Here is a 14,105-nt window from a genome sequence, read left to right on the forward strand (position 1 = left end):
AACCGCTTGCGCGAAGACGTGCCTTCAGCCGCGCGCGGCCTTTGCGCGCCAGGCATCGAGGCCACGCCGGGCCTGATTACGGATTGCGCCCTGAACGAACGGCGTCCATCCCAGCAGCGTACCCTTGATTCCCAGTGCCTGTCGCGTCCAGCCCCACAGGTCGAAGGTATCGCGCTGCTCGACGATGAGTCCGCCGCTAAAACGAAACCGCGACTGGACGTGATTCACCACCGGCCGGCCGCTTTGCGTGAACATGTAACGGGCGATCCATTTCGCGCTGCCGCTGGTTTCGTCCGCATCGACCTGGTTGAAGGAAACGGAAAAATCCTGCGCACGTTGGGTGAGCATGCGCCACATATCGCCGGCTTCACTGCCGCGCAGTTCGCCGAACACCGGATCGCCAAAGACGACGTCTTCGGCATAACAGGCGCTCATCGTCTCTGCGTCCAGCTGCTGGAACGCCTGATAGAAACGCTCGATCAGGGCAGCGTTCGCATGGTCCATTTTCATGATCTCCCCGTGTGATTCCTGAACATGCAGCACCGCACACCCGCGGCAAGGCAGGCTGCGCTTCGCCGGTTCAACAGGTTGCCTGCAACAGGGATGCCTGTCCAGTGGCGGGCCCTGTTCCTAAGGGTTTCACCATTTTTCGTTATATCCGATAGAATATAGCGATGCGCCTGTCGAACGGCTCCTGTCAGGGCAACAGGCGGTGAATATCACGTGGAGGTGCAGGTTGGTCCGCAGTCGGCGCATGATTTCTGATCGATCGATCTGGCCCGGTGAGCCTTCGGGCGATTTCGTGTCGACGATTACGGCTCTGAAGCTCACATCGGATCTCGAACGTGCCGAGCTGATCGTGGGTCTGTGCGTCGAGCATGTGCTGAACCGGCACTTTCCCAGGCGTCTGCTTGAGCGGGCTTCGCCCACGTAACAAACATCGGAAAACCCCGGCCGTCGGCGTTGTATCACGATTGAAATTTGCATCGATGTATACGGTAGTATATTTCGCTGAAGTGAAGTTGCACGGTGGAGAAGCGCTGTCGACAGCGTCAAACCTGCCGTAAAACCGGAACAGGATTCGAGGTCATCATGCACACTCCGCCGTTTCGTCTCGCCCGCACGCCGGGCCTCGCTCAACCCGAAGACGAGGCTGGAGCCTGGCCGCGTACGGGCGATGCATGTTGCCAGCCGACGCGGCCGCAGTTGTCCAGCTCAAGGCGCCGTGTGCGCCTTGCTGAGCTCGATCCGCATCTGCACTGCTCGGTCATCGGCACCTGCCTGACGACGCACGAACTGCGCAAGATCGTGTCGAAGTTCGCCGACGTGGACCGGGAGCATGCGAGCGACCTTGAGATTCACCACGCGGCAGTCGAGCTTGCCATGGAAGGCGGCGCGGGTGGCAAGGCACTGCACAAGGCGCTGGATGAGCGCTACGTGGGCGCCATACGGCGTTTCGACAAGGCGCGCGACGCCGAAGCGCTACTTGCCATGTGGGATGAAGCGCTCGCGAACGGTGACATTCCGCCCGCGTACTGGGCGCTGATGACGCATCCGCAAGCGACGATGCACGAGCGGCAGGTCGCGTTTGGCGCGTTGCACATGCTGTCGCATCTGGTGGGCGCGGCGAACCGCGCCGATATTCGTCGCCTTGTCGCACTGGAAGCGGAGAGTGCGACATTGCGCGACAGGGTCGAGCGCCAGCAGAAGCGTCTGCACGAAATGAGCATCCAGCGGGATACGTCGATTCGCGAACTCTCGGCGCAAATCGCGCAGCTAACGATGCAACTCGAGCGCAAGAGCACAAGCGATGAAGCGAGCTTTCAAGCCGAGGTGTCGACGCTGCGCGATGCACTCGCGGCCCGCGACGCGCGCCTTGCGCTCCACACGAGCCGGCGCGAGGCCGCTGAGCAGCGCGCGGCAAAAGAGCAGGAATACGCGCAGGCGCTACGCGAGAGTCTCGACGAAGCACTCGCGCTGCTTGACATCGTGCAGGCCGAAGCAGGTGCCATGGAGCGAACGATGCCGCTTTCCGCGGAAGCGCCCGATGCGCATCAGGCACTTCTCGATGCGTTAGGCGGCAAGCGCATCGTCTACGTGGGCGGGCGGCCGGGCTCGAACGCCGCGCTCCGGCGAATCGTCGAATCGGCGGGCGGAGCGTTGACATTGCATGACGGTGGCGTTGAAGACAGAAAAGGTCTGCTGGCGGCGGCGTTGCCGCGTGCGGACATGGTGGTTTTTCCGGTCGACTGCGTGGACCACGATTCGATGAACATGCTCAAGCGCGTGTGCGAACGACATCAGGTCACGTATTACCCGTTGCGTACCGCCAGCATCGCAAGCTTCGTCGAACGGGTGACGCGTGCCCACGCGGCGTCTCTCGCGGCAGGTGCGCCACGCGCCTCGCGGTTTTGTCTGCGACACGGTTGACTGCAATCGGGCGCTACCAGGCGGAATCAGTCCGCTCAGCGTTTGACGAGTCTGGTGAGCGCGGTGATCTGGGCCGCGCATGCCGCGGCGGCCTGTTGTTCGATGTCGCGATACAGACGGATGATCTCTTCGCCGACGGGCGTGAGGACGCTGCCGCCGCCGCTCTGGCCGCCGTGTTCCGAGACGGTAGCGGGCGATTTGAGCGAGCGGTTCAGTTCGTCCATCAGCAGCCACGCGCGCCGGTACGACATGTTGAGGCTGCGTGCAGCCGCTGAAATCGAACCGTGCTCCCGCACGGCTTCGAGCAGTGAGACCTTGCCAGGCCCGAGCGCGATCGTGCCTGCCTGCTGGATGCGCATGCGAAAGCGCACCTCCGGTCGGGCTTGTGCCAGATTCTTCATGTTGTTTGCGGGTTTAGCCATGCGCGAAAGCATACACGATGGCGACGCGCGTTCGCGCAGGCAGGTGCGTCAATGTCCGTGCGGGAAGCAGTAACCGAAGTCTTCGCATCCCGGGCAACCCGGCGCCGGGCCAGGTTCCGTTCCGCGAGCCAGCGCGAGTTCACGCGCGAGAAATTTTTTCCATCGCAGGCTGGCGGTATTGCGGATGACCAGCGTCGGGAAATAACGCTCGAGCATCGCGGTTACGTCGTCACGGCCGCTTAAGCCGAGATCGCGCCACAGATGATCCGGCCTCAGACATGCATGCGCGACGATCGCCGCGATGCAGCGCATGTCGTCCTCGTTTGTCGACGGGTTTGCGTGGGTTTGAAGCAATGCGGCAAGCGCGCTCAAAAAATCCGCGTGTGCTGAAGCGGGAAGCGTAGCCGGCAACGCCGGAATGCGTGGTGGCTTTGCTACGTTTGGGAAGTGTCGTTTAAAAAGGGCGTCCAGCGCATTTTGCGTAACGCCGAGCAGTGCGATTTCTCCGCGCACTTCGCGCGCCGCGATCAGGCGCGCAAACAATCGTGCGTCTGGCGTGGGCGATTCGTCCGTCGCGACGAGCAGTTCGTTCTCGCGCGCAGCGGATGCTTCGTCCAGGTTCGATGCATGCAGTGCCGTGGATGGTACCGGCGGACTTACGCGGGGCGAGTGCTCGTTCATAAAGCGGCGGGTTTAAGGCCTGAGTACCCGCGTTTCAATTCGCGCGAGCCGCTTCACATGGCGCGGCGCGGAATGAATGTCCGTGCCGGAGAAGAGCACTGGCGCGCCATGCTCCGCGTCCAGCGGCTGGCCGCCGCATTCACAGGCAATCAGAACCTGTTCGCCCACAGGCGTATTGAACAGTTCGTGCCACGAAAACGTGACCGCGTATCCGTCATGAGCGCTTGCGATCATCACCATCCGCTTGAAATCTCCCGGCGAATCGCAGCGCAGGCCGGCAAGACTGATGAGTTCCTTGAGCAGGACACCGCGATAACGATCGACCGTGCGGATAAACCGGTCGGTCGTGAAGCACTGCAGGTCGAAGGTATCGGCAAGTACGTTCGCGCGCGCCCTCAGTTCATCCACGGAAAACGACATGGCGCGCAATACGTCGCCCGTCAGCGAAATCCCGCCAGGCGTTGCATGCTCCGCAATCGCCGGTGCTGTCGATGTCATGACCTGCTCGAATTTTGCCGCGGTATCTGCCATACCCATCTTCGATCCTCCGCCGGCCATGCCGGCTTGTTCATCGCTATGTCTCTGGGTATATTACGCTGCGATCGGGCGCGATTGCACGCCGGATCGCTCGATATGCATCATATCCGCCGGCATATTCTGATCTTTGCGCTTCGTGGCGCGTTGCCGCGCCGGCATCGGGTTGCGCGCGACGGTTACTGGTCGACGCCCACGATCACGCTCGATGCCTTGAAGACCGCCGCGGCAGCCTTGCCGCTGGCGAGCCCGAGACGCTCGACGCTGTCGTTGGTGATGATCGCCGCGATCTGCGCACCGCCGGCTGCGGCGATGATGACCTCGGCATTCACCGCGCCCTTGTTCACGGTCGAAACCGTGCCCGCGACGACGTTGCGCGCCGACACCTTGCTGCCGTCGACATCGACCATCACGAGCACCGACGAAGCCTTCACCAGCGCGAACGCCGGTTTGCCCGCCGCAAGCCCCAGTGCTGCTGCGCTGCCGTGCGTGATGACGGCGACGATGTCGAGGCCGTCCTGCGTGCGCAGCGCGATTTCGTCGTTGACGGCGCCGGCCTTGACGCTCGTGACCTGACCGGAAAAATGATTACGGGCACTCGTTCGCATGTCTGTCTCCGTGTGAGATTCCCGTCGAAGCAATCGGCGGAGGTCGGGTTGAGAAAGCGGATCAGTGTACCCGAAGCGTTCCAGCTCAAACCGGCGGTACGCCTTCTTCGACCAGCACCGCGACGGGCATCGCCGCAAGCGCGTCGCGCAGATACAGCAGGCCGGATTCATCGACCTTGGGCGCGCCCGGACTCAACCAGTCGAAGAGCGCGCGCGAAGCGAGCGCCTCCGGCATCTCGATGGCCGTGTCGCCCCATCGTTCGGGCGCGACGAGCGGCATGTCCGTGCCCGGATCGAGCAACGTCGCGGCGAGGCGCGTGGCAATGACGACGCCATACGCGTTGCCATAGCGCCGCGCGAACGCGATGACGTGCGCCGCCTGGCTGCCGCGAACGCGCAGCGGCATATACACACCCTGATCGGGCAGCGCCGGCAGATGCGCGCGCAACGTGAGCATCCGGTGCACGACACCCAGCTTCACGCGGCCATCGCGCCAGTTTGCAAGCTGCACGGACGGCGGCGTCGCGACGAGCCACGCGTGTCGCTGCGCGAAATCGACGGGCCGCCGGTTGTCGGGATCGACAAGACTGAAGTCCCACAATTCCGTGCCCTGATATAGATCGGGAACGCCGGGCGACGCGAGACGCAGCACCGTCTGCTGCAGGCTGTTAATCGCGCCCGCCGCGCCGATCCGTTCGACGAAAGCATGTAGCTCGCGCAGAAAGCCGTCGCGTCGCTGTGGTGCGAGCACGTCGAAGAGAAAATCGCGGCAGGCGTTTTCGTATGCTTCGTCGGGCGCGAGCCAGTCCGTGCGCAGTTTCGCTTCGCGCAATGCCTTCAACTGCCATTGCGCCACGCGTTCGGCCAGCGCCTTGACGCCCGCCTCGTCGCCGGGTTCGAGCCCGGGTGGCCAGCAGCCCACGAGTGTCTGATACAGCATCGCCTCCGCGTCGGGGCCCGGCGCCCAGTGACGTTCGCTGTCCGCTGCCGCGCTGGTATCCGTGGTATTGCGCTCGCGCGCAACTGGATCGCGAGCGACCGCTTCACGACGATGCGGCGTGTTCAGGGTCGACCAGCCGCGCAGCGTCGCGCCCCATTCCTGCGGAATCTCGCTTAGCACGGCAAGGCGTGCACGCATGTCCTCGCCGCGTTTGTGATCGTGCGTCGCGGTAGCGAGCATCGCATGCGGAAAGCGTCGCGCGCGTTCCAGATTGCCCGCGTGAAACTGCTCGACGGTCAGCGCGAATTCGCCCGGATCGGCGCCCACTTCGTTGCGGGACAACAGGCGTCCGTAGCGGTAGCACGCGGTATCCTCGATCGCCTTGGCTGAGACGGGTGCGGTGAGCTGCGAAAAAACCGTTTGCGCGGTGCGTCGCGACGATCCCGGGTGACCCGGCGCATTGCCGCCGGCGTCGTCCCCTTGCTGCGTGCCGCCAAGCCATTCGCCGATGCGCTCCAGCACGGCGAGATCGCCGCGTGCGAGCGTCTGCTTCGCCGCATCGAACGCGTGATTGAAGTAGCGGTTGTCGATCTCGCTGCGCACGGTGTTTTGCGGATAGATGCGATACACCGGAAAATGCACGACCAGTTCAGTCAGCGCGCGACGGATCGCGGTGAACGTGAAGTCGCGCGTCGACAACTGGTCGCGGGCGATGCGATGCAGCGCGCGCGACGCGCGATCCAGTTCCGCCGCGAGATTCACGGTCAGGATCTTGCGACGCGCGATCAATGCCTCGTCCGCGAACGATGCACTGCGGCCGGTGAGTTCCGCCCACATGGTGGCGAGCGGCCCGGCGCCTTGCGGATCGTGCAGCAACGCGCCGACGTCGTTCATGAAGTCGTAGCCCGTCGTGCCGTCGACGGGCCAGTCGTCGCGCAGCGGTTCGCCGCGCGCGAGAATTTTTTCGACGATGAAATACGGATTGCCCTCACGCAGTTCATTGAGCCGCAGGCGCAGCCGCTGACAATACTCGCGCGGCTCGGCGAGTCCATCGACATGATCGATCCGCACGCCATCCACGACACCTTCCGCATACAGCCGGAAAATCAGCGCATGGACCGCATCGAACACTTCAGGGCGTTCGACGCGCACGCCCGCGAGCGTGCCGATGTCGAAAAAGCGCCGCCAGTTGATCTCGTCGGCAGCGGTGCGCCACCACGCGAGACGATAGTGCTGTCGTTCGAGCAGCCGATGCAGCCGCTCGCGCGTCACCGGAGCACCCGCATCGAAGGTCTCGAGCGCGGCTTCGATCCCCGCGAGCCCGTTCTGCGCGACGTACGTGCGCAGCGCTTCGATGCCTTCGGCGGCGCGCGGCTGGTCGGCGGGCTGCGTGGTGACGCCATCGAAGCGTTCCGCGAGCGCGGTCAGATCGGCGCGGTCGGCGGCCTTCAGGATGCCCGCGTATTCGATCGGGCAAACCGGGAACGCGCGATCGTGATACGCAACGTAAAAGCGGCCCGTATCGGCGGCGAAGCGCAACGCGATGTGGCCCGCCGCGAGTTCATCGCCATACGTGGCGCCGAGGCACGGCAACAGCACCTTGCCGCGCAGCGCCGGGTCGGGCGAATGCCAGTCGATGTCGAAGTGCCGTGCGTATGCGCTGTGCCGCCCCCATTCGAGAATGTCCTGCCACCACGCGTTACCCGAGCCGCCGACGCCCATGTGATTCGCCACGACGTCGACGATGAGCCCCATGCGGTGCGCGTGCAGTTTGTCGACGAGACGCCTGAGGGCGGCTTCGCCGCCGAGTTCCGCATTGACCTGCGTGTAGTCGATCGTGTCGTAGCCGTGCATCGAGCCTGGCTCGGCGGTTGTTATCGGTGAAGCGTACAGATGGCTGATACCTAACGCAGCGAAATATTCGACGTGCGCGAGCGCATCGTCGAACGTAAAGCCGCGATGGAACTGCAGTCTGAGCGTGGAGCGTGGAACAGTCATGGCGTATCAGACGGTGAAGAAGCAGAAGCAGAAGAAGGAGCCGGCGCGGATGCGGCGCGTCCGGCGGCGACCGCGCGCAGCCGGTCGCGGAACGTCGCCTCCCTGAACAGCTCGTCGACCGGCAGCGCGAGACGGCGGCGCCAGTTCGGATGTTCGTCGATGGAGCCGGGCAGGTTGGGCTGATCCGCCAGCGCGAGCAGATCCTCGAGTGGACACGTGACGAGCACGGCAGGCGTCATGGCGACGAAAGCGAGCGCCTCGTCGACGGGCGGGCTTCCGAGCGGCGGCGCGGGCGCGTCGTGCGGCGCGAGACCCGCAGCCTGAAAGGCGCGCCACAACGCCGCGCGATCGCCCGCGCGCTCTTCATGCGCAAGCGCGACCGGATCGCGGCCGTCGGCACGTGCGGAGGTCTGGCCGATGCGGTTGCGCCAGTCGATGTCCGCGCCGAGCCACCAGCCGGCCACCGTCGGCAGATCGTGTGTCGTGGTGGTGGACACCGCGTCGCGGTCCCAGTGTTGCGGCGCCTTGAAACCCTGACCCCAGCCGGCGTGTTCGAACCACAGCACGCGAATGCCCGACAGCCCGTGTTCGGTGAGCCGCTCACGAAAACCGGGCGGCACGGTGCCGAGGTCTTCGCCGATCACGATCGAACGATGACGCCACGATTCGAGTGCGATGAGCCGCAGCATGTCTTCGAGCGGATAGCGCAGATATGCGCCGTTCGCGGCTTTCTCGCCGTCGGGCACGAGCCACAGCCGCCGCAGGCCGAGGATGTGATCGATGCGCACACCGCCCGCGTGCGCGAACGCGGCGCGCAGCATGTCGATGAACGCGGCGAAGCCCTGCGAGCGCATCGCGCGCGGTGAAAACGTGGTGAGTCCCCACGCCTGGCCCGCCTGGTTGAACAGATCGGGGGGCGCGCCGACCGACACGCCCGTCAGCATTTCGTCGCGATACGACCACGCATGGCTGCCCGCGCTGTCACACCCAACCGCGAGATCCGCGATCAATCCCACGGCCATGCCGGCGTCGCGCGCGGCATGCTGCGCGTGCGAAAGACCCTTCGCGGCGAGCCATTGCAGGAACAGATGAAATTCGACTTCGTGACGATGGGCCTGCGCGAACGCTTCGACGTCTTCACTGCGCGGATCACGAAGATTTTCCGGCCAGTTGCGCCAGTGGCCGTTGCAGTCCGGCGCGGCCAACTGCGCGGCCTGCAACGCCTCGAAGCGCGCGTGATCCTCGAGCGCGCGGCCGCCGCGGACACAGAAGCCGTGGAATTCGAGCGCACGCGGCGCGTCCTGCGCACGTTCATGCACGCAGAACTGCTCGAAAAGCGCGCGCAAAACCTTGAGCTTCAGAATGGCCGCGGCCGGCCAGTCGATCAGCGGTAACGCTTCGAGTTGCGACCACGCGTCGCCGGCATCGATCCGCGCAAGCGCCGCGTGTGCCGCTTCCGCGCCGAACACCGCGGCGGGATCGATATGCAGCACGTTCAGCCACAGGCGCGACGACGGCGAATACGGACTGAACCGTTCCGGCTCGGCGCTGAACATCGCATGCGTCGGGCTGACCGCGAGCGCGTGCGCGCCGTGTTGCGCGCTTTCGATGGCAAGCGCGGCGAGCGCCGAATAGTCGCCGATACCGCCATCGCCCGGGCGGCGCAGCCCGTATAGCTGCGCGGCCACGCCCCACAGCGGCGGCACGCTGGATGCATCTTCGTGCAGCGTGCGCCACGCATCGGCGACGGTGTAGCAGCGCGAGGGCGCGACGGCCAGCGTTATGCGCTGCTCGTTGATCACGAGCGTGTGATAGCCCACTTCGCCGATCGGCGAAAGCAGCGCGGCTTCGCCCCTGGGCGCCGTGAAGCGGCCATCGATGATCGCGCCGCTTTCCAGCTCGATACGATAGCGGCTGGCGGATTTCACTGCGGCGGCGGGCAGCGCGATGCCGCGTTCGCATTCGGCGGTCATCAGGGGCGGCAGCTTGCGTCCTGCCGTTTCGGCGTCGAGCGTGGCCGTGCTTTGTCTGAGTTGCGTGGCGTTGCCGCATGGCAGGCCCATGCGTTCCAGCAGCACGGCGAGCGTGCTGTCGGGCACGCGTTGCATCTCACCGTGGGCATTACTCCATTCGACTTCAAAACCCGCGCGTGCGGCGAGGCTTTCGAGGGTTCCGGTAGCGCGTCGGGTGATGTTCACGCGTGCGGCTCCGGTTCTGCAACCTTGCGTGCGTCGTGGCCGAAGGCGTAATGGCTGACGTCGCCCGTCAGCCACGCGACGAAAGAGAACGGCGACAGGACGTTCTTCGCGATCGCGTCTCGCACGCGCGCTGGTGTTTCGAGAATCACCTTGCCCGCGGGGACTTCCACGAACGGCACCGTTTCGTCCGAGAGATTGACTGCGATGGACAACGTCTCGCCATCACCGAGTTTCCAGCTCGCCACGAGCGCGTTCGCATCGTCGCCGTTCTGCGCGCGCAGCACGTGCGCGCCGCGTGCCTTTGCATGACGCAGGCGCGGCGTGACGAGTTTCGCGCGCACGGTCAGCGCCGACTTGTAGAAGTGCATCCATTCGAGCCGGTCCGCGCTGTCCGATTCGCTGGATGACGATGCCGAAGGTGACGACGATGCAAACGTACGCACGTCGTTGGGATCGGGAATCTGGGCGCGGCGCCTTTCATCGCTGAATGCGGAGAAGCGCGCGAATTCACGACGGCGCCCTTCGCGCACGGCATTCGCGAGATCGCCGGTGTAGTCGGTGAAGAAGAAAAACGGCTGCTCAGAGCCGGTTTCTTCATCCATGAAGAGCAGGGGAATCTGCGGCGACAGCAGCAACAGTGCGGTTGCCGCACGCAGTGCGTCGGGCGCGCACAGCGAACGCAGACGCTCACCCATCGCGCGATTGCCGACCTGATCGTGGTTCTGCAAAAACATGACGAACGACGTGGGCGCCAGATGCCCGCTCGGTTCGCCGCGCGGCCGGTTTTCATGGATCGGCGAAGGGTCGCCCTGATAGCCGAAGCCTTCGCCGAGTATCCGCGCAAGGCGCCGGATCGGCTGGTCGATGTACGCCTGATAGTAGCCTTCGTGCTCGCCGGTCAGCAGCACGTGCAGCGTGTTGTGCGCGTCGTCGTTCCACTGCGCATCGAAATGCGTGTCGAGGAGCGCGGCTGTGTTGCGCTCGTTTTCCAGCACGAGATGGACGTGTCTTCCGTGTTGAACGTGCGAGCGAACGTGATCCGAGAATTCGCGCAGCCATGCGTCGTTGTCGATCGCGTGGACCGCGTCGAGACGCAGGCCGTCAAAGCGATATTCGTCGATCCAGTAGCGTGCGTTGTCGCAGAAGAACTCGTTCACCTCGATGCGACCGAAATCGATTGCCGGGCCCCACGGCGTGTGCGTGTCCTCGCGAAAGAACGGCTTCGCGTATTGATGCAGATAGTTGCCGTCAGGACCAAAGTGGTTGTACACCACGTCGAGGAACACCTGCAGCCCGAGACCATGCGCGCGATCGATGAGCGCCTTCAGGTCATCCGGGCGGCCGTAGCTGGAATCGGGTGCGTAGGGCAGCACGCCGTCGTAACCCCAGTTGCGCGCGCCGGGGAAATCGTTGAGCGGCATCAGTTCGATCGCGGTCACGCCGAGGTCGACGAGCGCGGGCAGACGCGCCATCACGCCCCCGTAGCCGCCGAGCGCGCCGACGTGCAGTTCGTACAGCACGGTCTCTTCCCATGGCCGCCCGTGCCAGTTCGTGTGCTGCCACGTGTACGCCCGCGGATCGATCACTTCGCTCGGACCGTGCACGTCCTGTGGCTGGAAGCGCGATGCGGGATCGGGAACCGTCAGCCCGCCGTCGATGCAATAACGGTAGAGCGTGCCCGCGCCGCACGCGACTTCCGCCTCGAACCAGCCGTTGCCGGTGGATGTCATCGCCACGGATGCTTTCGGCGCACCGCCTTCGATCTCGACGCTCACCGCTTCGCACGAAGGCGCCCAGAAGCGAAAGCGCGTGCGCGGCGCACTGCTATGCGCACCGCGCAGCTGCGCGCCGAACGGCAGGCAGTGCGCGTGATGGCGCTTGTGCGGATCAATCGGACTTTCAGACATGATTCGTCACCATTCAGTTTTGACGTCGCCTCTTGCGGATGTCCCAGCCGGCGGGACAGTCGAGACAGTGTGCGACGCACGCGGCGCGGCTCATTCGTGATCCGGCGTGCCGCCCGGATCGGGCGGCAACGCGGTCAGGAGGCGCGGTCCGTACTGCGCGCCTGCACGCCATCCAGCCTGCCAGTCCGCGTCGCCGACCGGCAGCGCGCCAACCACGACGAGCGCGTGCGCGGCGACTTCGAGCGTGGGCGTGACAAGCGGATGCGCCGGCGCTTCGGGGCGGGCCGTATCGAGCAGCACATTCCATTCCAGATGAGGCGGAGGCGGCGAAAACATCAGTGCCTCCGACGACGCGTTCAACATCATCAACAATACTTCCGTTTGACCATTGAGATCGGGGCCGGCGCGACGCAAGGTCAGCGCGCGCCCTTCGGGATCCTGCCATGCTTCGATCGTCAAAGGCTCGCCGCGTTCATCGAACCAGCCAACATCGTAGAGGCCGGGCAGCACTTCGTGATCGCCGGACAGGAAACGCATCTCGCGCAGCAGCGGATGCGCCTTGCGCAACGCGATCACGCGTGAGACGAATTCTGTCATCCGCGCGCCGCTCGGCAGCGTCGCACGTTCCCAGTCGAGCCAGGAAATCTCGTTATCCTGACAGTATGCGTTGTTGTTGCCCTGCTGCGTGCGGCCGAACTCGTCGCCGGCCAGGAAGAGCGGCGTGCCGAGCGCCATGAAGAGCGTCCCGGTCATCGAGCGCGCCACGCGCGCGCGCGTTTCGATGATCTCCGGGTCGTCCGTGGGTCCTTCAATGCCCCAGTTCCTGCTGCAGTTCTCGTTGTGACCGTCGTTGTTCTCTTCGGTATTCGCCTCGTTGTGCTTGTGCTCGTAGGCGGTGAGATCGGCGAGCGTGAAGCCGTCGTGCGAAGCCACGAAATTCACCGACGCCCACGGTTTCCTGCTGCGCCGGTTGAAGAGATCGGCCGATCCTGTCAGACGCGCGGCCAGATCGGGGCGAAGTCCGGCGTCGCCGCGCCAGAAACGGCGAACGGTGTCGCGGAAACGGTCGTTCCATTCGCCGAACCCTGGCGGATGATTGCCGAGCTGATAGCCGCCCGGGCCGATATCCCACGGCTCGGAAATGAGCTTGCGCTGCGAGAGCACGGGGTCCTGGCGGATCGCATCGAAGAAACCCGAGCCGGGATCGAATCCGGAATGCTCGCGGCCGAGCGTCACGCCGAGATCGAAACGAAAGCCGTCGATATTGAACGCGGTCGACCAGTAGCGTAGCGAATCCATCACCATCTGCAGCACGCGCGGATGCTGGATGTTCAGCGTGTTGCCGCAGCCGGTGTCGTTGATGTGATGCCGCTCGTCGCCGGGAATCAGCCGGTAGTAGCTCGCGTTGTCGAGGCCGCGCCACGAAACGGTCGGCCCCTGTTCGTTGCCTTCGCAGGTGTGGTTATAGACCACGTCGAGAATGACTTCGATTCCGGCCGCGTGCAGCTGACGCACGGCGATACGCATTTCGTCGAGGCGGTGCATCGACAGATACGACGGCTCCGGCGCGAAGAACGCGGCGGTGTTGTAGCCCCAGTAGTTGCGCAGGCCGCGGCTCACCAGGAACCGGTCGTTCAGAAACGCATGCACCGGCAGCAATTCCACCGCGGTCACGCCGAGCTTGAGCAGATGATCGATGAAATCGGGCGCGGCGAGCGCGGCAAACGTGCCGCGCTCGTGCTGACGCAGGCCGGGCCGCATCATCGATGCGCCGCGCAGATGCGTTTCGTAGATCACCGTTTCGCCCCACGGCACGTTCGGGCGCGCGTCGTGCGACCAGTCGAACGCCTCGTCGACCACGATGCATTTCGGCATCGCCGGCGCCGAATCGCGGCGGTCGATCGACAGATCGAGCCGGTTCGAATGCACGCGATAACCGAAGAGCGCGTCGGACCAGCGGAACTGGCCGACGAGCTTGCGCGCGTACGGATCGAGCAGCAGCTTGTGCGGATTGAAGCGATGGCCGTCCTGCGGCTGGTAAGGGCCGTCGGCGCGAAAGCCGTAGACGGTGCCCGGATGCGCACCTGGCAGGTAGCCGTGCCAGACTTCGTCGGTGCATTCGGGCATGTCGAAGCGTGTCAGTTCCTTGCGGCCAGTCGGGTCGAACAGGCACAACTGCATGCGCTGTGCGTTCGCGGAGAACACGGCGAAGTTCACACCAAGGCCATCCCAGGTGGCCCCGAGCGGCCAGGAAGAACCCGGCGACAACCGGTCGGGTAACGCATGCGACATGATTCCCGTTCCTTGTTCTGATTTGTGCGCGATCGGGAACTACAACCTCCCACCGGCGTTTATCCATGCGTTGCTTCGTGTGCGGATGGTGCTGC

11 protein-coding genes are annotated in these 14,105 nt (G+C 64.7%); 2 read left to right on the top strand and 9 right to left on the bottom strand.

The window, feature by feature from the left end:
* Window positions 1-24 precede the first annotated feature (24 nt).
* Window positions 25-504 (bottom strand): nuclear transport factor 2 family protein, encoded by a 480-nt coding sequence (locus LPA34_RS12405; protein ID WP_228978429.1) that lies wholly within the window; start codon window positions 502-504, stop codon window positions 25-27.
* A 250-nt stretch (window positions 505-754) separates the two neighbouring features.
* On the opposite strand from LPA34_RS12405, the gene LPA34_RS12410 reads away from it, so the two are divergent.
* Complete coding sequence (locus tag LPA34_RS12410) at window positions 755-934, top strand: hypothetical protein (protein ID WP_228978430.1); 180 nt, start codon at window positions 755-757, stop codon at window positions 932-934.
* 158 nt (window positions 935-1,092) lie between these two features.
* The gene (locus LPA34_RS12415) at window positions 1,093-2,430 is read left to right on the top strand and encodes a DUF2325 domain-containing protein (RefSeq protein ID WP_228978432.1); all 1,338 of its coding nucleotides are present in this window, start codon (window positions 1,093-1,095) and stop codon (window positions 2,428-2,430) included.
* 35 nt (window positions 2,431-2,465) lie between these two features.
* Here the strand turns inward: LPA34_RS12415 and LPA34_RS12420 are convergent, their stop codons facing one another.
* The 8 genes from LPA34_RS12420 to glgX all read right to left on the bottom strand — a co-directional run bounded on the left by LPA34_RS12420 (window position 2,466) and on the right by glgX (window position 14,010).
* On the bottom strand, window positions 2,466-2,789 hold the full coding sequence (locus LPA34_RS12420) for a winged helix-turn-helix domain-containing protein (RefSeq protein WP_407672524.1): 324 nt from the start codon (window positions 2,787-2,789) through the stop codon (window positions 2,466-2,468).
* A 111-nt stretch (window positions 2,790-2,900) separates the two neighbouring features.
* Window positions 2,901-3,533 carry a nitrogen fixation protein NifQ gene (locus LPA34_RS12425; RefSeq protein WP_324251732.1) on the bottom strand — a complete coding sequence of 211 codons (633 nt, stop codon included), beginning with the start codon at window positions 3,531-3,533 and terminating at the stop codon, window positions 2,901-2,903.
* 12 nt (window positions 3,534-3,545) lie between these two features.
* Window positions 3,546-4,031 (bottom strand): molybdopterin-dependent oxidoreductase, encoded by a 486-nt coding sequence (locus tag LPA34_RS12430; RefSeq protein ID WP_228978437.1) that lies wholly within the window; start codon window positions 4,029-4,031, stop codon window positions 3,546-3,548.
* Window positions 4,032-4,246: 215 nt separating this feature from the next.
* Window positions 4,247-4,675 (bottom strand): TOBE domain-containing protein, encoded by a 429-nt coding sequence (locus tag LPA34_RS12435; protein ID WP_228978439.1) that lies wholly within the window; start codon window positions 4,673-4,675, stop codon window positions 4,247-4,249.
* 85 nt (window positions 4,676-4,760) lie between these two features.
* Window positions 4,761-7,613, bottom strand: coding sequence for a malto-oligosyltrehalose synthase (treY, locus tag LPA34_RS12440; RefSeq protein WP_228978442.1), 2,853 nt, complete (start codon window positions 7,611-7,613; stop codon window positions 4,761-4,763).
* Window positions 7,610-9,811 carry a 4-alpha-glucanotransferase gene (gene malQ / locus LPA34_RS12445; RefSeq protein ID WP_228978444.1) on the bottom strand — a complete coding sequence of 734 codons (2,202 nt, stop codon included), beginning with the start codon at window positions 9,809-9,811 and terminating at the stop codon, window positions 7,610-7,612. Before malQ ends, treY begins: the two co-directional genes overlap by 4 nt.
* Entirely contained in the window at window positions 9,808-11,718 is a 1,911-nt protein-coding gene (treZ, locus tag LPA34_RS12450) for a malto-oligosyltrehalose trehalohydrolase (RefSeq protein ID WP_228978445.1), read from the bottom strand. Before treZ ends, malQ begins: the two co-directional genes overlap by 4 nt.
* A 90-nt stretch (window positions 11,719-11,808) precedes the next feature.
* Window positions 11,809-14,010, bottom strand: coding sequence for a glycogen debranching protein GlgX (gene glgX, locus LPA34_RS12455; RefSeq protein WP_228978447.1), 2,202 nt, complete (start codon window positions 14,008-14,010; stop codon window positions 11,809-11,811).
* Window positions 14,011-14,105 lie beyond the last annotated feature (95 nt).

The sequence above is a fragment of the Paraburkholderia gardini genome, from assembly GCF_907164575.1.
In the GTDB taxonomy this organism is placed as follows: Bacteria; Pseudomonadota; Gammaproteobacteria; order Burkholderiales; family Burkholderiaceae; genus Paraburkholderia; species Paraburkholderia gardini.

Excerpts from the sequence above, each read along its gene's own strand:
- LPA34_RS12405 (WP_228978429.1), bottom strand. The coding sequence starts at position 504 with ATGGACCATGCGAACGCTGCCCTGATCGAGCGTTTCTATCAGGCGTTC.
- LPA34_RS12410 (WP_228978430.1), top strand. The coding sequence starts at position 755 with ATGATTTCTGATCGATCGATCTGGCCCGGTGAGCCTTCGGGCGATTTC.
- LPA34_RS12415 (WP_228978432.1), top strand. The coding sequence starts at position 1,093 with ATGCACACTCCGCCGTTTCGTCTCGCCCGCACGCCGGGCCTCGCTCAA.
- LPA34_RS12420 (WP_407672524.1), bottom strand. The coding sequence starts at position 2,789 with ATGCGCATCCAGCAGGCAGGCACGATCGCGCTCGGGCCTGGCAAGGTC.
- LPA34_RS12425 (WP_324251732.1), bottom strand. The coding sequence starts at position 3,533 with ATGAACGAGCACTCGCCCCGCGTAAGTCCGCCGGTACCATCCACGGCA.
- LPA34_RS12430 (WP_228978437.1), bottom strand. The coding sequence starts at position 4,031 with ATGACATCGACAGCACCGGCGATTGCGGAGCATGCAACGCCTGGCGGG.
- LPA34_RS12435 (WP_228978439.1), bottom strand. The coding sequence starts at position 4,675 with ATGCGAACGAGTGCCCGTAATCATTTTTCCGGTCAGGTCACGAGCGTC.
- treY (WP_228978442.1), bottom strand. The coding sequence starts at position 7,613 with ATGACTGTTCCACGCTCCACGCTCAGACTGCAGTTCCATCGCGGCTTT.
- treZ (WP_228978445.1), bottom strand. The coding sequence starts at position 11,718 with ATGTCTGAAAGTCCGATTGATCCGCACAAGCGCCATCACGCGCACTGC.
- glgX (WP_228978447.1), bottom strand. The coding sequence starts at position 14,010 with ATGTCGCATGCGTTACCCGACCGGTTGTCGCCGGGTTCTTCCTGGCCG.